Here is an 18,264-nt window from a genome sequence, read left to right as displayed (position 1 = left end):
ATAGCAAATCAACTGAAACATTTTCGGAGGGTGTCCCGTCTGTAGGGATGAAGAGATGAAAAACAGGTTTTACTAATTATATTGGAGGTGCCAGGAAATGAAACATAAAAAAGGATTGGCTGCAACACTTGCACTTTGCGTTTCTCTGACAGCAGGAGGTGCTTCGGTATTTGCATTTTCCGACATTAAGGACGAAGGCCAGAAGACGGTTGTTGATTCATTGAAATCGAAGGGGATCGTGAACGGAGTAACGGCAGATCTGTTCCGACCAGATGTTGCTTTGTCTGAGCCGCAGGGGATTCAGTTGATTGTCAAAGCGTTTGGATTGAAAAATGCATATGCGGAAACTTCCGCTAAAATTAGTCCGAATACCTGGTATGCGGATGCTGTACAAGCAGCCACTCAGAATGGCCTGTCCGTTCCAGTTGAAGTGAATCCACAAGGCAAGATGACGCGTGAACAATTTGTTATTTTGCTGCATGAGGGAATTAACACGACCGGTAATTATCCGGTAATCATGAAGTATAATGAAGTTAAGGATGAAAAAAAATTAAGTAAGGACGCCATATCTGCGGTCCAGAACTTGCTGAACATGAACATCATCGAACTGGACAAGGACGGAAACTTCCGCCCGGATCAGTCGCTTACTCGTATGGAGGCAGCTAGTATGATTTTCAATGCGCTTGAATTTGTGGATCAGCACGGCGGTGGTTCAACTGAGCCAGCTCCAACGAATCCTGGTGAAGGACAGCAAGGCATCGTACCTTCGGTAACGATCAGTAAAGTGAATGACAAAACAAGCAAAGTTACCTTGACGGCCGAGATGCCACATCCGGGGTACGGATTAAAGATTGATGAAGTAAAACTGGAGAAGGATAATCACGCGATTGTAAAATATTCAATCGTGCAGCCTGATCCGGACATGATGTATCCAATGGTTATTACAAAAGTAACGGCAGAAGCCGAAATTCCAACAGGATACACGGCGGAAGCGCAGCCTTCCGGTAAGTAAATCAGTGTGTATAAGGCTGCTCACATTACCTGTTGCTTGGGAATGGCAGACTATACCGACTTGAAGAGAACCAGAGAACCAGAGAACCAGAAAACCAGAAAACCAGAAAACCAGAAAACCAGAAAACCATCTAACTTATCGCATTCCCTAATGAAGTTTGCTAGCCGGAACCCAGTCAAGTGTTCTGGCTAACATCTGGCTATGGGGAAAGCTTGGGCAGGTGGTTTTCGTATGATCAGGGGCTGTCCCAAAAGTCATGTTATGATTTTTCAGCCCCCACTTTAGACAGGAGTTCAAGCAAGAGAGAAGCCTTCAAACCCACTTTAGCGGTGGTTTTGAAGGCTTTTCCGTTCAACGTTTGGGACTGGCTTATCCGTCGGTACCCTTTTGGGACAGCTCCTTTTTTGTGCGTGGAGAGTTGAAGGCGCCTGAAGCGCTAACGATCACCACAGAGCCTATTTTGGTGAAAATAGAGTGTTTTAAAATCTAACGATCCTCAGAGACGTTATTTCAGCAAATTAGGCTAATTCCGCCTGGAAAATAGCTAAAAATCAGAGAAAAAGCTTTCTGGTGATCGTTAGAATTTCAGATGGGGAAAAAATGGCTAAATAGCGTCTCCTGTGATCGTTAGCCAACCAACAGTCTAACAGGCCATACACATGTTTTAATCATGCAGTAATCTCCCGTCATCATGCCACTGACCATATAGCTGATTTGCTCTCGTATGCATGATGAACTTGTCGAGTCGGCTTTGAAATAGAGCGGGTTGTTTCTTAACGCTCTGAATCGTGTCGATGCGCACTCGTTGATAGAGAAGAGGAAAAGCCACGAAATGATCATACACTTGTTTGTCTGCAGTTAACCTGTGTTCAATCTCGGGATCAATAACAAAAGCCTCCGGGGACATATCTGGAAGAACCTTTCTGCCTGTATCCTGCATAAGACCTAGCCTTTCCAGGCGGCGCACACGCGCCTTATTGAGCTCCGTCCATGAGCTCCTGCGACTGCGGGGAGATAATCGCTGTAACAGCCGCCCATCGGAAGTTTTCTTTTTGACTCCATCAATCCAGCCGAAGCATAACGCTTCTTCCACAGCATCCAGATATAAAAGGGTATCCGAGCGCGGCTTTAAACTCACAGGAACCCAACAGCAGGACTGTGTAGTTCCATGTTCTTGTAACCATTTCCTTAACTCTTCTCTGGCAGTACAGGTGAGTATATTTTCAAGTGGGAGAGGTTCCATCATCATGGCCTTTCATGCTGCATAATTAGTCTTCAAGCGTTGAAATGATTACAGTGTCGCATTGGAACCTTCATACCAAAAGCGGGAGTAGTCGTTCATAATCGACGCGTGTCCCAATTGACGAAGCATGGTGGATATATTGCCCCGGTGATAGGTTCCGTGATTCACCAGATGAAAGACGATCTCTGCGAGGCTGGTTTGACGCACGCCTGCAAAGGGATTGTCTAGCAGAATGGTCTGCTCCAAATCACCCCGATGACGGAACCAATCAAGGTACTCATTGGATAATTCAGTGTAACGTTCCTAGTATTCTTCCATCGTGGCGTAGGTTTCTCCGTTGCGCGGCATACAGATTTGCAAAGCTTCCGGCATACTAGTTCCGGTTAGTACCAGATACCACATCTGATCCACAGCATACATATGACTCAGCGCATGGGCGAGGGTAGGAAAGGAACTGTTCACTTCCTGATGCAGTACAGGAGCGGGCAGTTCTTGAATGTGCTGCATCATCGTATGAGAAGCCCAAACATGATATTGATACATTTGTTCCGGATGATTCATGGAAAATCGTCTCCTTTATTTTGGCGAATGATTGGGGTGGTTGTAGTACCTCCCTTGTTACTAAAATGAGTATAAAAAAAGAAGTATGACAACAGCGTGTCATACTTCCCTATTTGCATACGTGCTGAAAAATTTCATCTACGATCACTTGCAAACTGCTTTCCTCAAACACAGTAAAACTCCGATCCTTTGAACTCACCTTCACCTTCACCTTCAAACTCGATTCTTCGAATGCGGTCTCAATTCTCATCATAAAGACGAAGCGCGTCACCTAGCTGCTGCTTAATGGCATCACGCAGTTCCATGGGTTCCAGTATTTCCGCACCGCTGCCAAAGCTGAGCAAGTATGCATACAACCATCTCGCCTTGAGGGGGTTGTTAACCTGGATCCTCATGGTCATGCTTCCGTCCTCATGAAACTGTTTGTGTCCCTGCGGAAAATAATCGATAGCCTCCGCGAGTGTCTCGGGTTTAACCAGGAAAATAACATCTGTCATGTCATCATGTGATATGCTGCTCGGCAGTGTTATTTCCGGGTACTGAACAGAGTGGGGATCAAAATGAATGTTTGTCAAATGTACATTCATCATTCGGGACAGCCGAAATTCCCGATAATCCTGTCGGTTTCGGCAATACCCATACACATACCAGCTACGATATTTAAACTGTAGTCGAACGGGCTCCATCTCACGCGTAGTGCACTCGTTTTTTGCATTAATATAATCAAACTGAACCACCTGGTAATTCATTATTCCTGTTCGGAGATGGGGAAGTGCATCAGGTTCTGCCCGGCGAGTATTGAGGTCTACGGTTAAGCTGGGATTCTGATGCTCTTCACCAATCGTCTGCAGACGTTCGATTGTGCCCTGTGCACGAGCATCATCAAAAACAGTAGACAGACTGGTAAGTACTGTAATTAGGGAGTTCACATCATATGAACCGAGCAGGCTCTTATCCATTTTATAACCGTCCATGATGCCATATCCGCCATTCATTCCCTGATGGGAAACGACCGGAAACCCCGCAGCACAGATTACATCGATATCCCGATAGATCGTTCTGGGTGATACCTGATATTCCTCCGCAAGCGTAGACGCAGACAACACTTCATGATTAAGCAACTTGTAGATGATGGAGACTAACCGTTCCAGTTTCACAATAGTCTCACCTGTTAATCCTCCTGCACGTTGTAAAGCACCCGTGCGAGCAGGCCTTGACCGTAATTTCCAAAACTTTTGCCAAAAATGGTCAAGCCACGTTTGTTAACAGGGCCATCGGTGACCGCGATGCGGAAATGAATATCGCTTTTGTAATCCAACGCGATATCATCCAGCGTGACGTCAGAGATGCGGCATCCGTCGATATAGCTGCCTTCCTTCGTAATACGAATCAGCTTCAGCATGCCGTATTGATTCAGATGTGGAGGCCACCAGTCCGGATTAAACGTGCCGCGGGTATCGCCGAAATCGCCCGGACTCGTCCAGAGGCCGATCTTTTTGCCATTGATGTAAAAGTAAATATCCGATGGATAGTTATCACAGAATCCAGGGGCTTCTGAACCCAGCTCCATGGACAGTTGAATCTCGCTAAACGTTTGGTTGGGCTTGAGGTAGTTGGGAATGCGGTATTCCAGATATCCTTCAGCCAGCCAGATCATCTCTGCATCAATACGCAGCGGATCGGCAAAGTAGCGTGGGTCATCGAACTCCCCGATAATGCTGTCTTTGGTTGCAATCCCGCATGTTGGTGCGGCCTGATAGTCGCTGTAATGCCCAACCTGAATTTCTACCTCATACCGGTTGTGAATCTCCTGTGAACGGAGGTCGACCATTAATTTTTCCTCGTTAAGATAACAGATCTTCTGGATACCGTGTTTGCCAACAGCCGTATTAATCTCGATTAATCCGCTTTCTTCCAGCTTTTTGATATGCATTGTAATTGCACCGTTACTAAGTCCGAGCTTGGTCGCAAGGTCATTGAGATTCAGGCTTTGGTTTTTGGCTAGCAGCTCTATAATCTGAATACGAATTTCGGAACTGAGTGCTTTGAAAATATTCACACCTGACATCAGATCTTTAATATAAATCATAGGTGGATGTCCTTTCCCCGTTCTGAACAAAGCCTATGTAGGCAGACTTTTGCACATTTGACTGTTTTATTTCAGATAATTATAAATCATTACATGCTGGAAAGAAAGAGCAGAGAAAAGGGAGGTTTACCCTACGTATACATTGAAAAATCTAAAAAAAATCCTATGATTTCAATCCCGATCTCTTAAAATAAAACATTGAATTAATTCATATATATTTGAAATATACCATTGAATTGTAATGTAACCGCTTTTATAATCCTATTATACTTAAATTGATTTAATACTTCATGAACCAAAGCAACCACTTAATCAGGAGAGGCGGCGTTCCGGTATGGAAAAGTTCAGTTCATGGAAGAAGTTGAGGAGTTCCAGTTGGCAGACATGGAAGGATTCTAAAAGGGTGAAGGTGGCATCGGGCACAGGGGATCTAAGAGATTCAGGTCGTTTGAATGGTTTGAAAAGCTCGAAGATTTCACCCGCAAGGCGTTGGGCTTTGCCTGCATTGTTGGTTCTGGTGCTGGTGCTTGCAGGACAGTCGCGGGCTTTAGCAGCGTTTTGGAATCTGTCGGGAGATATCGCCGTTCATGATCCTACCCTCATCAAAGAGGGCAATTCATGGTACACCTTTTCCACGGGGCCAGGTATTCAGGTGTTGAAATCAGATAACGGAACGTCATGGTATCGTGTGCCACAGATTTTTTTGAATGAACCATCCTGGTGGAACTCTGCTGTCCCTGCACAAAAAGACTTGGATGTATGGGCACCGGATGTTCAGCGGTATAACGGCAAAGTGTGGCTCTATTATTCCATCTCCACCTTTGGCTCCAACAGGTCTGCTATTGGTTTGGCGTCTGCAAATAGCGTTGGCGCAGGACAGTGGAAGGATGAGGGGCTTGTATTACAATCCACGACATCGAATAACTACAATGCCATTGATCCGGAACTGGTCATCGATGCTTCAGGCAATCCATGGCTGGCCTTTGGATCATTCTGGAGTGGTCTGAAGATTGTAAAACTGGACAAAAATACGATGAAACCGACGGGCAACATCTCCTCGATTGCAGCACGTCCGAACAATGGAGGAGCAATTGAAGCGCCAAGTATCGTATATCGCAACGGGTATTATTATTTGTTTGCTTCGATTGACTCCTGCTGTAAAGGTGTGAATAGTACCTACAAAATGGTTTATGGCCGCTCGGCCAGCATTACGGGCCCCTATGTGGACAAAAACGGAGTTAACATGATGAACGGTGGTGGCACGATATTGGATACAGGCAATGTGAGATGGAAGGGTCCAGGCGGGCAGGACGTGGTTAACGGCAATCTAATTGTACGCCATGCCTATGATGCAACGGATAATGGCAATCCGAAACTGCTCATTAGTGATTTGTTATGGGACACGAATGGTTGGCCAAAATATTAATTTTTTATTTTAGATAAATATAAAATGATTTAATAAAGTGTTGACTAAATGGATCTGGATTTGATAAATTTAACAACAGAAATGTTGATTCATGGTATTGAATACGTTTACAAGTCCAGATCAGGAGGGGTTCATATGGTCAAGAAAAAGAGTTGGGTCACACTAATGCTGCTAATGTTGGTCAGTGTACTGGTGCTTGCAGGTTGTGGAGGGGGAAGCGGAAGTTCGAACGGAGATAAAGAACTGACGTTTATGTTCCGCGGCGGCACGGATGAGCAGAAAGCCTATCAGGCTGTCGTGAAAAAGTTTGAAGAGGAGCATCCGGGTGTCAAAGTCAAAATTATCGTAACCGCTGCGGATCAATACGCAACCAAGCTCCGTGCAGCGATCACGGGTAACAGCATGCCTGACGTATTTTATTTTGCTCCAGGTGATATGAAGGCCTATGTCAACAGCAAAGTGCTAATGAACCTGACACCGTATATTGAGAAAAACAAAGAGATCAATCTGGATAATATTTGGAAGTATGGCGTTGACTTGTATCGTTATGACGGCAAGATGGCAGGACAAGGTGACCTTTATGGCATGCCTAAGGATGTGGGGCCGTTTGCACTGGGATATAACAAGACCCTTTTTGAAAAAGAAGGTATTCCACTCCCTGACAAAGACAAACCGTATACGTGGGAAGAGTTCATCAAGGTGAATCAGCAAGCCACGAAAGATACCAATGGGGATGGTAAACCGGACGTATTCGGCACAGGTTTTAACGTACAGTGGGCACTGCAATCTTTTGTATGGAGCAACGGGGCTGACTGGCTGGACGAGAGCAAAACCAAAGTAACGATTGATGATCCGAAATTTGCGGAAGCGCTACAGTTCTTTGCGGATATGCAGACCAAATACAAGATCACACCTTCCATTGAAGAGGCACAAACGCTCGATACGTATCAGCGCTGGATGAAAGGTGAGATGGCGTTTTTCCCTGTAGGCCCGTGGGATATGAGTACATTTGAAAAGCTTCCATTCGATTATGATCTACTGCCTTTCCCGGCGGGATCAACGGGTAAATCGGCTACATGGATCGGCTCCCTCGGGATCGGTGTATCAGCCAAAACAAAACATCCGGAAGAAGCCGCTGCACTGGTGAATTACCTTACGGCTTCTAAGGAAGGCATGAAACAACTGGTAGACGCGAAGGTACAGATTCCAAACTTGCTGGACATGGCAGACGAGTGGGCTAAAGACACTTCGACGAAACCGGCAAACAAACAGGAATTTATTGATATCGTGAAGGATTACGGACGTGCGTTGCCAGGCAACTATACGTACAACGCGGAGTGGTACGATATGTTCTTCACCGACATTCAACCGGTACTCGATGGCAAAATGACCGCCGCAGACTATGTGAAGCAGCAACAACCGAAGATGCAGAAGTTGCTGGACAAAGCGGTTGAACAGGAGAAGAAATCGCAGAATAAATAGATAGGAAAGATAGGATGCCAGCAGCCTGAACCGATGCTGCTGGCATCATTTGCTCTTTAGAAGATACCAATTGAACTTTTTTTACATGTTGTAACGGAGTGAACGATGTAAACGTTTAGTTTAATTTTATCTCCAGATTCCATACGAGCATGTGGCATGTATTGACCGGAACAGAGCAGAAGTAATCATTCAAAAAGGCCAATCGATGTATGCCACATGCTGATCTTAGAAACAGGGGTGAACACGTGAATACGAAATCGAGTTTGTATCGCAAAGAGATGATGTATGGATACTTGTTTATTTTGCCGCCCATTCTGGGGCTGCTGATCTTTGTATTGTTCCCATTCCTTTATTCTCTCTATGGTTCGTTCACCGATTGGGACGGACTTGGGCAGATGAACTTTATCGGGCTTGCCAACTTTAAGGATTTGTTGACCGATGATCTTTTTTACAAGGCCATGTTTAATACGTTTTACCTGATGCTTGGTATTCCAATTGGTCTGTTGCTGGCACTATTACTTGCAATGGGACTAAATCGTAAAATTCCAGGTACAACGACTTTTCGTGTGATCTATTACATACCGGTTATTTCTTCCTTGGCGGCGGTATCGATCATGTGGAACTGGGCGTACAACGGAGACTATGGTCTGGTGAACCAGTTCCTTGATCTGTTTGGTATTAAAGGACCCAATTGGCTGGCTAACAAAGATACGGTGAAACCCGCGCTGATCATTATGACCGTCTGGAAAGGTCTCGGTTATACGATGTTGTTATATCTGGCGGCACTGCAAAGTGTATCCCGTACCTATTACGAGGCCGCCGAGCTGGACGGCGCGAATGGATTTCAGATTTTTCGCAATATCACCTGGCCAATGGTGAAACCAGTAACCTTTTTCCTCGTGGTGACGAATATCATTGGAGGTTCGCAAATCTTCACCGAGATGAACATCATGACACCGACAGGTGGGCCGGAATATGCATCGGCTTCGATCGTCTTTTATATCTGGCAAAAGGCCTTTAGCAACCTGCAGATGGGTTACGCTTCAGCGATGGCTATGATTCTGGGTATCTTCATCTTTGTGATTACGCTTGTACAATTCAAACTTAACGAAAGATCAGCCTACGACGGGGATTAATGGGCGAGGAGAGGAGTGTAACGGAAGATGTCTCATAGTCAAAGAAGGAAAGTAACCAATTCTATTATATTTATCGTTCTGTCCATTGGTGCGATTGCGATGATTGCGCCTTTGCTCTGGATGTTGTCCACCTCGCTCAAGGAGAAGCAGGATGTATTCGCGCTGCCGCCGGTCTGGATTCCGGAAGTATTTCGGTTCGATAAATATAAAGAGATCTGGGAAGCTGGCCCGCTGCTCAGTGGTATCAAAAACAGTCTCATTATAGCCCTTAGTGTGACGGTTGTGGGCACATTTACATCGAGTCTCGCTGCATTTGCTTTTGCCAAATTAAGATTTCCGCATAAAAATAAACTGTTTCTCGCTCTGCTGGCCTCGATGATGATTCCGTATCCAACGGTCATGATTCCACAATTTATGATGTTCTCGAAGCTGGGCTGGGTGGACACCTTGCTGCCGCTCATTGTTCCGGGGCTGTTCGGGAATGTCATTATGATCTTTTTCCTGCGGCAATACCTTCTTAGTGTACCGGATGCAATCATTGAGGCGGCGAAAATTGATGGAAGCTCCTACTTCCGGTTGTATTCAAGCATTACGTTTCCGCTGATCAAACCTGCCGTGGCCGCACAGCTGATTCTCTGGTTCATGGGCATCTGGAATGATTATCTGGCACCGATTATTTATCTGAATTCACCTGAAAAACAGACGTTACAGCTCGTTATTGCTAACTTTAACGCGACCTATGCCATTCAAACGGATTATCCGCTCATTATGGCGGCGTCCATTGTGGCACTGCTGCCTGTTCTGATCATTTTCCTGATCTTCCAGAAGCAGATTATCGAGTCGGTTGCGATTTCAGGGGTCAAAGGGTGATGGGAATGAAAGGTTGGAGAACGTGGGAAGAGCCGAAGGAACGAAAAGAAGAGTGGGGTGAAACGAAAGAACGAAAAGGGCGAAAAGAACGGAAATATGTTAAGTTTTGGACAGGATCAAAGGAACGGTACTTGGCGAGGAAGGGAGTTGTGGCATTCATGTTTCTAATGCTTATGGGTGTGACAGGCTGTGCAGAAGGTGGGGATACGGCGAAACCTCCGGTTTTTCCAGAAGCTCCGCAGGAACCAAAAATGTATGATCTTTCGATTCTGGATGATGAATCCAAGTGGACAGTCAACAATGCACATGATCCGGCCATAATCAAAACAGACCAGGGTTACTACGTCTATTCCACTGACGTTCGAGTAGCAGGTGAGCCGAAACCGGGGGTTATGGTGCGCAAGTCGAACGATCTGATCAACTGGAAATGGGTGGGGCAGGCCTTGCCCGGCATTCCAAAGGAAGCACTGGATTGGACAGGAGCAACGAACCTGTGGGCACCGGATATTATCAAAGCGGGGGATACGTACCGACTGTATTATTCGGCTTCGAGTTTTGGCAGCACACAGTCGGCTATCGGGTTGCAAACCTCCAAATCTCCCGAGGGGCCGTGGAAGGATGAAGGAATGGTTGTGAAGACGGCTGGTCAGGAAAAAGACGGACTAAATGCTATTGATGCGAATCCGGTATTGGATGCCTTAGGCGAGCCGTGGATGGTATATGGTTCATTTTTTGACGGAATCTATATTGCACCGCTTGACCCGGGTACGGGCAAGTTCAAGGAAGAGGGGTATGGTACCCCCATTGCAGCAAGGGATCGTGCAACCGAAGAGGGAGCAGTCGAGGGCCCGTATATTGTGTATAATCCCGAGTTTCAAAAATACTATTTATTCGTCTCCTATGATTCCCTGTTCGAAGACTATAACGTGCGGGTGGCTCGAGCCGACTCTATTACCGGGCCTTATACGGATATTAATGGAAACAAGATGTTGGATACGGAGCATCTGCCACAGTATGAAATTGGCACCAAAATTTTGGGCGGATATCGATTCACCGAGGGTGAGGGCTGGGTTGCTCCAGGACATAATTCGGTGCTGAAGGATGGCGACGATTATTACATCGTGCATCATGCACGGGGAGAGACCGATAAAAACTGGCCGTATCTGCATGTACGCAAAATGCTATGGACGAAGGACGGCTGGCCTGTTGTGTCACCTGAACGTTATGCTGGAGAGACCGCGCAAGACATTCCACCATGGATGATTGCCGGAACGTGGGAGGGTATGGCGCTTGATCCGTCTGTGAACGGACAGGTGCAGGCTGTACCGTATACACTTACCAGCAAAGGCAAAATCGAAAGCGAGAACGGCTCAGGCACCTGGACATTTGATGGCAAGCAAACGTTAACGCTGACGTGGAAGGAAAGCCCATGGGGCGGCGCTTCCACGGAAGAGCTGAAGCTGCTCCCATCCTGGGATTGGGAGCGAAGTCAGCCTGCGCTGGTAGTCACCGGCCTGAACGACCGCGGCATTGCGGTCTGGGGCAAACAAATCAGCGCAGCTGAGAAGTAGGCCGCTGACCTGAGAGTACCAAGGCCCTGCCGCTTGCGAACGTCCGCTGTGCCCGAGCACTGCCAAGGGGCGCGTTGACCCAGCCAAGCGGTCAACACCACCAACCATCGAGCCAACCTAAAGGCTCGAAGCCCGATGTGTGCCAGCGAGCGAGAATATCGTGAGCAGCTCGCCGGGGGCACCAGCAGTGAGGGGGAGAAAGGAGCCGCGAGTGCGAGTTTGGCATCCGATTTCCACCGCCAGAAGCGGGGAATGGAAGAAATCGCAGGGCAAGGAGAGCACCAAGGCCCTGCCACCCGCGAACGTCCGCTGTGCCCGAGCACTGCCAAGGGGCGCGTTGACCCGGCAAAGCGGTCAACGCCCCAAGCTATCGAGCCAACCTAAAGGCTCGAAGCCCGATGTGTGCCAGCGAGCGAGAATATCGTGAGCAACCAGCGCGAAGTGGCACAAGCAGTGAGAGGGAAGAAGGAGCCGTGAGTGCGAGTTTGGCATCCGATTTCCACCGCCAGAAGCGGGGAATGGAAGAAATCGGAGGGCAAGGAGAGCACCAAGGCCCTGCCACCCACGAACGTCCGCTGTGCCCCTCCAGCCCTGCTTTCCATATTTCACTCAGCCACATCATAGATTCAAGCCATACAAACATATATGAAAGGGGTTCATTCCCATGACCAATTCCATTACATTTTCCAATCCCATGCTGGAGCAGCGTGCTGACCCCTGGGTGTATCGTCATACGGACGGTTACTATTATTTTTCTGCTTCCGTACCAGCCTTTGACCGGATTGAAATTCGCCGCGCAGAAACGCTGGAGGCTTTGAAAGGTGCTGAGCCAGTAACCGCTTGGACAAAACGGGAGACAGGGCCAATGAGTGCTAACATCTGGGCACCCGAAATTCATTTTATCGATGGCAAATGGTACATATACTTCGCGGCAGCGCATACCAGTGAAACCAACGATGGTTTGTTCGATCATCGCATGTACGTGCTGGAGAACGATTCTGCTAACCCGCTTGAAGGAAAGTGGGAGGAAAAGGGCCAGATTCGGACTAAATGGGAAAGCTTTGCGCTGGACGCCACGACATTTGAACACAAAGGCATTCGTTATCTGGTCTGGGCACAGAAAGACCCGAGCATTGACGGCAATTCGAACCTTTATATCTGCGAGATGGAAAATCCGTGGACGCTGCGCGGTGAACAGGTTATGATCGCTACACCGGAATACGATTGGGAGATCATCGGCTTTAAAGTAAACGAAGGAGCAGCCGTGCTGCATCGGAATGGTCGTCTGTTTATCAGCTACTCAGCCAGTGCAACCGATCATCATTATTGCATGGGACTGCTCACGTCGGATGAAGATGCCGATCTGCTTGATCCGGCGAGTTGGGTGAAGTCACCCAAGCCGGTATTCCAGACTTGTGAAGCGAACGGGCAATATGGACCCGGACATAACAGCTTTACCGTTTCTCCAGACGGAAAAACCGATATTCTGATCTATCATGCGCGCAACTACAAAGAGATTGAGGGAGATCCGCTATACGATCCGAACCGTCATGCTCGCGCACAGATCATTCATTGGAATGAAGATGGAACGCCGAATTTTGGAATTCCGGTTCCCGATGGCCAGTCCGTAGCAGAGGTGAAGTAGTTTCATTTTGGATATAGAATCAGAGATGAGAGTCTTTTGTTAGCAGACCATGCTGGCGAAGGGCTCTTTTTGATATGTATGATTTAAGGAAGGGTTGTGTGAAAAACTTGGAGATAGAAAACTGAATGAAGAAAGTCTGGGTGATGAAAGCAACCAAAGACAGATAGCAACGTAAACAATTACAGCGAAAAACCAATTCAAACTATTCAGACGGAATTATCTTGTCACCTTTGCTTCAAAGCCTTGATTTCGGTGGACAATGATCTAACAATCCCCAGAAACGCTATTTTGACGATATTGCACAGTTTTATTTTCTAACGATCTCAGGAAAGCTTATTTCGGAAATTTGCTTTGAAAATGGCCGTTTATTATGCGTTCTCAGCGAAATAAGGTTTCTGGTGATCGTTACAATTCCAGCAAGCTCGATATTGATTAAATAAGCTCATCTGAGATCGTTAGACTTATAAGGGTGTGGGAAAAGGCCAAAACCAAATCCAAAACCAAAAACCTCTCAATATCTAAACGGTTTCTAACACATTTCGACTGTTTCGTTAAGATGTCTTAAGCTGAGAAAAAGCGAAGTTGTTTTCAATTTTGGGCTAACATTACAACCTTTAGGAGGATCTTATATGGAATCACGCGAGATACTGGATGGGGAGCTTGAACAGATTTTAAAATGGGAGAAGGAACAGAAGGATCTGTTCATATGGGACAAGATTGGGCGCTTGCCATTTGCCATGTTGGATAAAGTGATGCCCAAGGCGATTAAACAGAAGATCGGTGACTCGCTTAACGAAGTGGGCCAGTATATGCAAACGGGTGGCCAGTTTCTTGTTCAGAAGAAAAAAGTAGCCAAGCTCCTGCAAGAGGAAGCCGAGCGCTCAGGTTATTCCATGACATCCGATTACATCTACCGATTGGAGCCGGACGCAGTTACAGAGAATACAGCAAAAATTCCTGGTGTAGAAAAATTACCGCTTGAAGTGCTCGACCGTGTAGCGGGTAACATCACTGAAAGTCGAAGCAAGTTTGCTGCAGCACAAGGAGCTGCGACAGGTTTTGGCGGCATCGTCACGATCGCTGCGGACATCCCGCTTGTTATGGGGCTTTCGCTAAAAGTGCTGCAAGAAATGGCACTGTGTTATGGTTATGATCCCAATGATCCACTGGAGCGCATCTTTATTGTGAAATGTCTGCAATTCTCTTCTGCCGATATTGTAGGCAAGAAAGCCATCATTGAAGAACTCGCAGACTACGATAACCCGGATAAACAAGTTGAGGTGATTTCTCAAATGCAGGGATGGCGCGAAGTGTTTAATTCCTACAGTGAATCTTTTGGTTGGAAAAAGCTGTTCCAGTTGGTACCCATTGCGGGCATGATCTTCGGGTCAGTTAGCAACAAAAATACAATTCAGGACGTGGCCGAGGCAGGTAAAATGCTGTATAAAAAACGTCTGGTTTTGCAGCGTTTAAAATAAATCTGCCGTACGTTGCTTGGTGTGTATTACGGTTAGAAAAGGCCCCTGCCAGTCTGGATTATTCAGACATGGACAGGAGCCCTTTGTATTTCTACTCATGAACAGTAAATGGTAAACGAACCTACTCCTCACTCCCGTTTTCTTGTGCCCAACGATGGAGCAGCTTATCCGATGGTAGCAAGAAGGTGAAGATACCGATTAGCGGTAAAAAGCTACATAACTGCATGACTGGTGAAACGCCGAAAACGTCAATCCAGTTGCCGAGCACCAGCGCGCCAAGACCTCCCATGCCAAAGGCAAGGCCAGTAATCAGACCGGAAACCGTTCCGATTTTACCCGGAATGAGCATCTGAGCGTACACCACAGTTACAGAGAAGCTGGATAACATGATAAAGCCGATAATTGTCAGTAAGACGCCCGTCCAGAACAGGTTGGCATAAGGTAACAACAATGCCAGCGGTGCGGCTCCAGCCATGGACAGAAAAATCATGTTGCGTTTGCCAAATCGGTCTGCGAGCGGGCCACCAAAGAACGTACCTAGTGCGCCGGCAGCCAGGAACAGGAAAATATAAATTTGTGCGTCCTCTGTGGACAAGGCAAACGTATCTTTCAAGTTAAAGGCGTAAAAGCTGCCGATGGAAGCCACGTACCAGGAACGGACAAATACGAGCAGAATCAGGATCGTAATTGCCGCCGTAATTTTCTTACGCAACGCTGGGTTGGGAGCGCGGCGGGCCGCGGCCTGTTTACGCAGGTACGCACCTGATTGCAGCATGTGCCCATACCAACGTGCGACATAGAGTTGTACGGCAATTCCCATCGCGGCAATACCAGTAAAGCCGATGGCACCGAACAGCCCAAATGGTATGAAAATCCAGCGGGTTAGCAGTGGCGCAAGTGATTGTCCAGCATTACCGCCCACCTGAAAGATAGATTGTGCTAATCCACGGCGCGGGCCTGCAGCCATATGGGATACCCGTGAGCCTTCCGGATGGAAAGCGGCGGAGCCAAGTCCGACAAAAATAACAGAGATAAGCACCATTGTATAACTGTCAGCAAAGGCCAGCAGAAGCATACCTGTGAACGTGAAGCCCATGCCGATGGGCAGGATCGACGGGGTTGGTTTTTTATCAGCAAACCAGCCGACAACAGGCTGCATAATCGAGGCAGTAAAGTTGATCGCAAAGGCGATCCAGCCAATTTGTGTGTAAGTTAGATGCATGGAATCTTTTAAAATAGGGAATATTGCCGGAATTACAGACTGAATGGAATCGTTGAACAGATGCACCAGACTGATGGCAATGAGTATCCGGTATACGGTGCTTTGGGCATCCAATCCGGGTGGGGCTTTCGAACGCGCAGCGGCGTCCTTGGCTAATGTGGTTTGTACAGACATGATCAGTTCTCCTTTGGTCGCGGTCACGAGGGATCAGCGCCTAATGTTAGATTATATGCAATTAAGCATATTGTTACATAATAGGACAGATCGGATCGACCGACAAGGGGAACAGCAGGGAAATGGTAATGAAATCATTATAATGGTGCAAACGATGAGAGTACTGGTCTTAACGATCGTCATTGCATTGAATAATCAAAACAAAAAGAAATAGACCGCCCCGACTATGAAGTGCACCCCTTAGAATAGACATTGGATTAAACCCCTGGTTTATCCGATGAAATTCTAAGGGGTGCATTTTTTATGCCAGCAGTTAAAGGTCAGAAGTTTAAACAGTATTCCTTCGAGTTAAAGATGGAAGCGATACATCTTCACTTGGTGGAGGGCTGGACGTATCGCAGAATCATGGAGAAGTTTGGCATGAAAGACAGACATCGTCTCAAAGATTGGATGAAGAAGTACAAGGAATCCGGTGAGTTTGGACTCATCGATCATCGGGGAAGACGAGAGGAATATGTTGACCAAGACAGACAGTTGAGGCGGCTGAAACGAGAAAATGAAATGCTAAAAAAGTGCTTGGAAATCTGGATGCAGGAGATGAAATGCAAAGATATATTAGCGTCGAGAAAGCCGCAAAAGAGTATCCAGTGAGCGCACTTTGCAAGATTTTTGGGGTCTCTAGAAGCGGCTACTATGCTTATCTCAAACGCAAAGGTCAAGATCGTGATCAAACGGACAAGGCACTTGTACAAAAGGTTTACGACCAATACAACGGAGTGTATGGCTACCGCCAGATTCAGTTGTTTTTGCTACAGGATCACGGGGTCTGGATGAATCATAAGAAAGTGCTACGGCTCATGCAGACGCTTGGAATCCGATCACGAATTCGGCGTAAGCATCGCTGTAACTACACTTCTTCAACTGAAGGACGCGTTGCCAAAAACCTGCTGAAGCGCGACTTTAAAGCAGATAGAGCGAACCAAAAATGGGTTACGGACGTCACTCAATTCCGTGTAGGTGAGTCATGGATCTACCACTCTGCCGTGAAAGATCTATTTAATAATGAGATTGTAGCCTATCAAATGAGTCATAAAAACGACAATCTGCTGGTTTTACAGACCTTTGAGAATGCTTTTAACAAGACAAAAGACGTGACGGGACTGATCGTTCACAGCGATCAGGGATTCCAGTACACGTCTTATGCCTACCACGACATGCTGCCAAAGGTTGGCGCCCAAATCAGCATGTCTCGCCGAGGGAATTGTTATGACAATGCCTCGATGGAGAGTTTCTTCTCGCATCTCAAAACGGAAGGACTCTATCCTTATGATATCCGAAATATGGACGAGGCACAAAGGCGAATTGAAGCGTATATCCATTTTTACAACCAACATCGACCACAACGAAAACTAAATAAACTGCCTCCGGTAGAGTTCCGGAAGCAGTTTATAGCCTAGGGTCTTTTTTCAATGTCTATTAAATGGGGTCTCGACCACTAAGGTAATGGTCTATTTCAGTTACCGGTTACAGCCACCGCCCTTGAAAGCGGCTGTTGTAAAAGAGTGAGGATGTTGACGCATCCTTACTCTTTTTATTTTATCCTTGTTGACTACAGTTTATCACAACATTTCCCAAAACTCCACATGTACAATACTGACTTTTGATCCGATTCGCACTCATTTCTTCAAGGTTGAACGTTAAAATCATTGTAAAGATAATCCAGAATTCATCGTTTCAAACCGTGAAAGCAGAACCGCTTTAACCTTGAAGAGTCCCGCTATTAATAGTATCTACCGATTCAAATTAACGATTATCAATCGTCTCCGGGTTCATGTCATGATTCATCATGCGGTGCTCGGCCATTTGCTCGTATTTTGTTCCCGGTTTGCCGTAGTTGGTGTACGGATCGATAGAGATGCCGCCGCGCGGGGTGAACTTGCCCCAAACTTCAATAAAACGCGGGTCCATCAGCTTGATCAGATCGTTCATAATAATGTTCACGCAGTCCTCGTGGAAATCGCCGTGGTTGCGGAAGCTGAACAGGTATAGCTTGAGCGACTTGCTCTCAACCATTTTGATATCGGGAATATAGCTGATGTAGATCGTTGCAAAGTCTGGTTGACCCGTAATCGGGCACAGACTGGTGAACTCCGGGCAGTTGAATTTTACAAAATAATCACGGTACGGATGCTTGTTATCAAAGCTCTCCAGAATACCCGGATCATACTCAAACGTATATCTCACATTCTGGTTACCCAGCAATGTTACATCTTGCATCTCATCAGGTTGTCTCATAGGGTACAAACACTCCTCTTATTCAATCGAAGCCGCAGGCCTCATATTATCATCTCGTAT

Annotated in this window: 16 protein-coding genes and 1 pseudogene; 10 read left to right on the top strand and 7 right to left on the bottom strand. The window is 46.7% G+C overall.

Features of this window, described 5'->3' with window-relative positions; translation table 11 throughout:
- Positions 1 to 97 precede the first annotated feature (97 nt).
- Positions 98 to 1,012: an S-layer homology domain-containing protein gene (locus ACR8BL_RS10725; protein WP_434752594.1), complete on the top strand. Its 915-nt coding sequence runs from the start codon at positions 98 to 100 to the stop codon at positions 1,010 to 1,012.
- A gap of 664 nt (positions 1,013 to 1,676) precedes the next feature.
- Here the strand turns inward: ACR8BL_RS10725 and ACR8BL_RS10720 are convergent.
- The 4 genes and pseudogenes from ACR8BL_RS10720 to ACR8BL_RS10705 form a co-directional block, all read right to left on the bottom strand.
- Positions 1,677 to 2,255 (bottom strand): YdeI/OmpD-associated family protein, encoded by a 579-nt coding sequence (locus ACR8BL_RS10720; RefSeq protein WP_434753081.1) that lies wholly within the window; start codon positions 2,253 to 2,255, stop codon positions 1,677 to 1,679.
- Between the two features lie 48 nt (positions 2,256 to 2,303).
- Positions 2,304 to 2,816, bottom strand: a pseudogene (locus ACR8BL_RS10715) (DinB family protein).
- 239 nt (positions 2,817 to 3,055) lie between these two features.
- The gene (locus ACR8BL_RS10710; protein WP_434752593.1) at positions 3,056 to 3,973 is read right to left on the bottom strand and encodes a helix-turn-helix transcriptional regulator; all 918 of its coding nucleotides are present in this window, start codon (positions 3,971 to 3,973) and stop codon (positions 3,056 to 3,058) included.
- A 14-nt stretch (positions 3,974 to 3,987) separates the two neighbouring features.
- Positions 3,988 to 4,905: an ArsR/SmtB family transcription factor gene (locus tag ACR8BL_RS10705; protein WP_434752592.1), complete on the bottom strand. Its 918-nt coding sequence runs from the start codon at positions 4,903 to 4,905 to the stop codon at positions 3,988 to 3,990.
- Positions 4,906 to 5,401: 496 nt separating this feature from the next.
- On the opposite strand from ACR8BL_RS10705, the gene ACR8BL_RS10700 reads away from it, so the two are divergent.
- From ACR8BL_RS10700 to ACR8BL_RS10680, 5 genes are all read left to right on the top strand, one after another.
- On the top strand, positions 5,402 to 6,331 hold the full coding sequence (locus ACR8BL_RS10700; RefSeq protein WP_434753080.1) for a glycoside hydrolase family 43 protein: 930 nt from the start codon (positions 5,402 to 5,404) through the stop codon (positions 6,329 to 6,331).
- A 135-nt stretch (positions 6,332 to 6,466) separates the two neighbouring features.
- Positions 6,467 to 7,813, top strand: coding sequence for an ABC transporter substrate-binding protein (locus ACR8BL_RS10695; protein WP_434752591.1), 1,347 nt, complete (start codon positions 6,467 to 6,469; stop codon positions 7,811 to 7,813).
- A gap of 245 nt (positions 7,814 to 8,058) precedes the next feature.
- A complete protein-coding gene (locus ACR8BL_RS10690; RefSeq protein ID WP_342554581.1) occupies positions 8,059 to 8,949 on the top strand; it encodes a carbohydrate ABC transporter permease in 891 nt (296 codons plus the stop codon).
- Between the two features lie 27 nt (positions 8,950 to 8,976).
- On the top strand, positions 8,977 to 9,819 hold the full coding sequence (locus ACR8BL_RS10685; RefSeq protein ID WP_434752590.1) for a carbohydrate ABC transporter permease: 843 nt from the start codon (positions 8,977 to 8,979) through the stop codon (positions 9,817 to 9,819).
- Positions 9,820 to 9,977: 158 nt separating this feature from the next.
- Positions 9,978 to 11,390, top strand: coding sequence for an arabinan endo-1,5-alpha-L-arabinosidase (locus ACR8BL_RS10680; protein ID WP_434756722.1), 1,413 nt, complete (start codon positions 9,978 to 9,980; stop codon positions 11,388 to 11,390).
- Between the two features lie 367 nt (positions 11,391 to 11,757).
- On the opposite strand, the gene ACR8BL_RS10675 is transcribed toward ACR8BL_RS10680, so the two are convergent.
- Positions 11,758 to 12,012: a hypothetical protein gene (locus tag ACR8BL_RS10675; RefSeq protein ID WP_434752589.1), complete on the bottom strand. Its 255-nt coding sequence runs from the start codon at positions 12,010 to 12,012 to the stop codon at positions 11,758 to 11,760.
- Positions 12,013 to 12,054: 42 nt separating this feature from the next.
- On the opposite strand from ACR8BL_RS10675, the gene ACR8BL_RS10670 reads away from it, so the two are divergent.
- Entirely contained in the window at positions 12,055 to 13,035 is a 981-nt protein-coding gene (locus ACR8BL_RS10670) for a glycoside hydrolase family 43 protein (protein ID WP_434752588.1), read from the top strand.
- A 629-nt stretch (positions 13,036 to 13,664) separates the two neighbouring features.
- Positions 13,665 to 14,513 carry an EcsC family protein gene (locus tag ACR8BL_RS10665; protein WP_434752587.1) on the top strand — a complete coding sequence of 283 codons (849 nt, stop codon included), beginning with the start codon at positions 13,665 to 13,667 and terminating at the stop codon, positions 14,511 to 14,513.
- Between the two features lie 121 nt (positions 14,514 to 14,634).
- Here ACR8BL_RS10665 and ACR8BL_RS10660 read toward each other — a convergent pair whose 3' ends face one another.
- On the bottom strand, positions 14,635 to 15,909 hold the full coding sequence (locus ACR8BL_RS10660) for an MFS transporter (RefSeq protein ID WP_434752586.1): 1,275 nt from the start codon (positions 15,907 to 15,909) through the stop codon (positions 14,635 to 14,637).
- A gap of 303 nt (positions 15,910 to 16,212) precedes the next feature.
- On the opposite strand from ACR8BL_RS10660, the gene ACR8BL_RS10655 reads away from it, so the two are divergent.
- Together ACR8BL_RS10655 and ACR8BL_RS10650 are read left to right on the top strand one after the other, a co-directional pair.
- The gene (locus tag ACR8BL_RS10655; RefSeq protein ID WP_434752584.1) at positions 16,213 to 16,560 is read left to right on the top strand and encodes a transposase; all 348 of its coding nucleotides are present in this window, start codon (positions 16,213 to 16,215) and stop codon (positions 16,558 to 16,560) included.
- Positions 16,512 to 17,366: an IS3 family transposase gene (locus tag ACR8BL_RS10650; protein ID WP_434752583.1), complete on the top strand. Its 855-nt coding sequence runs from the start codon at positions 16,512 to 16,514 to the stop codon at positions 17,364 to 17,366. The genes ACR8BL_RS10655 and ACR8BL_RS10650 overlap by 49 nt, the downstream gene beginning before the upstream one ends.
- A gap of 346 nt (positions 17,367 to 17,712) precedes the next feature.
- On the opposite strand, the gene queF is transcribed toward ACR8BL_RS10650, so the two are convergent.
- Positions 17,713 to 18,204, bottom strand: coding sequence for a preQ(1) synthase (gene queF / locus ACR8BL_RS10645; protein WP_434752582.1), 492 nt, complete (start codon positions 18,202 to 18,204; stop codon positions 17,713 to 17,715).
- Positions 18,205 to 18,264: the final 60 nt, after the last annotated feature.

This window comes from Paenibacillus amylolyticus, assembly GCF_051136285.1.
Lineage (GTDB): Bacteria > Bacillota > Bacilli > Paenibacillales > Paenibacillaceae > Paenibacillus > Paenibacillus amylolyticus_F.
This window is presented reverse-complemented; position numbering and strand designations above follow the sequence as displayed.

What these genes read in the sequence shown, in the direction of transcription:
- ACR8BL_RS10720 (WP_434753081.1), bottom strand. Translation starts at nt 2,255, where the DNA reads ATGGAACCTCTCCCACTTGAAAATATACTCACCTGTACTGCCAGAGAA.
- ACR8BL_RS10660 (WP_434752586.1), bottom strand. Translation starts at nt 15,909, where the DNA reads ATGTCTGTACAAACCACATTAGCCAAGGACGCCGCTGCGCGTTCGAAA.
- ACR8BL_RS10725 (WP_434752594.1), top strand. Translation starts at nt 98, where the DNA reads ATGAAACATAAAAAAGGATTGGCTGCAACACTTGCACTTTGCGTTTCT.
- ACR8BL_RS10685 (WP_434752590.1), top strand. Translation starts at nt 8,977, where the DNA reads ATGTCTCATAGTCAAAGAAGGAAAGTAACCAATTCTATTATATTTATC.
- ACR8BL_RS10675 (WP_434752589.1), bottom strand. Translation starts at nt 12,012, where the DNA reads ATGATGTGGCTGAGTGAAATATGGAAAGCAGGGCTGGAGGGGCACAGC.
- ACR8BL_RS10665 (WP_434752587.1), top strand. Translation starts at nt 13,665, where the DNA reads ATGGAATCACGCGAGATACTGGATGGGGAGCTTGAACAGATTTTAAAA.
- ACR8BL_RS10695 (WP_434752591.1), top strand. Translation starts at nt 6,467, where the DNA reads ATGGTCAAGAAAAAGAGTTGGGTCACACTAATGCTGCTAATGTTGGTC.
- ACR8BL_RS10670 (WP_434752588.1), top strand. Translation starts at nt 12,055, where the DNA reads ATGACCAATTCCATTACATTTTCCAATCCCATGCTGGAGCAGCGTGCT.
- ACR8BL_RS10655 (WP_434752584.1), top strand. Translation starts at nt 16,213, where the DNA reads ATGCCAGCAGTTAAAGGTCAGAAGTTTAAACAGTATTCCTTCGAGTTA.
- ACR8BL_RS10705 (WP_434752592.1), bottom strand. Translation starts at nt 4,905, where the DNA reads ATGATTTATATTAAAGATCTGATGTCAGGTGTGAATATTTTCAAAGCA.
- ACR8BL_RS10680 (WP_434756722.1), top strand. Translation starts at nt 9,978, where the DNA reads ATGTTTCTAATGCTTATGGGTGTGACAGGCTGTGCAGAAGGTGGGGAT.
- ACR8BL_RS10650 (WP_434752583.1), top strand. Translation starts at nt 16,512, where the DNA reads ATGCAAAGATATATTAGCGTCGAGAAAGCCGCAAAAGAGTATCCAGTG.
- queF (WP_434752582.1), bottom strand. Translation starts at nt 18,204, where the DNA reads ATGAGACAACCTGATGAGATGCAAGATGTAACATTGCTGGGTAACCAG.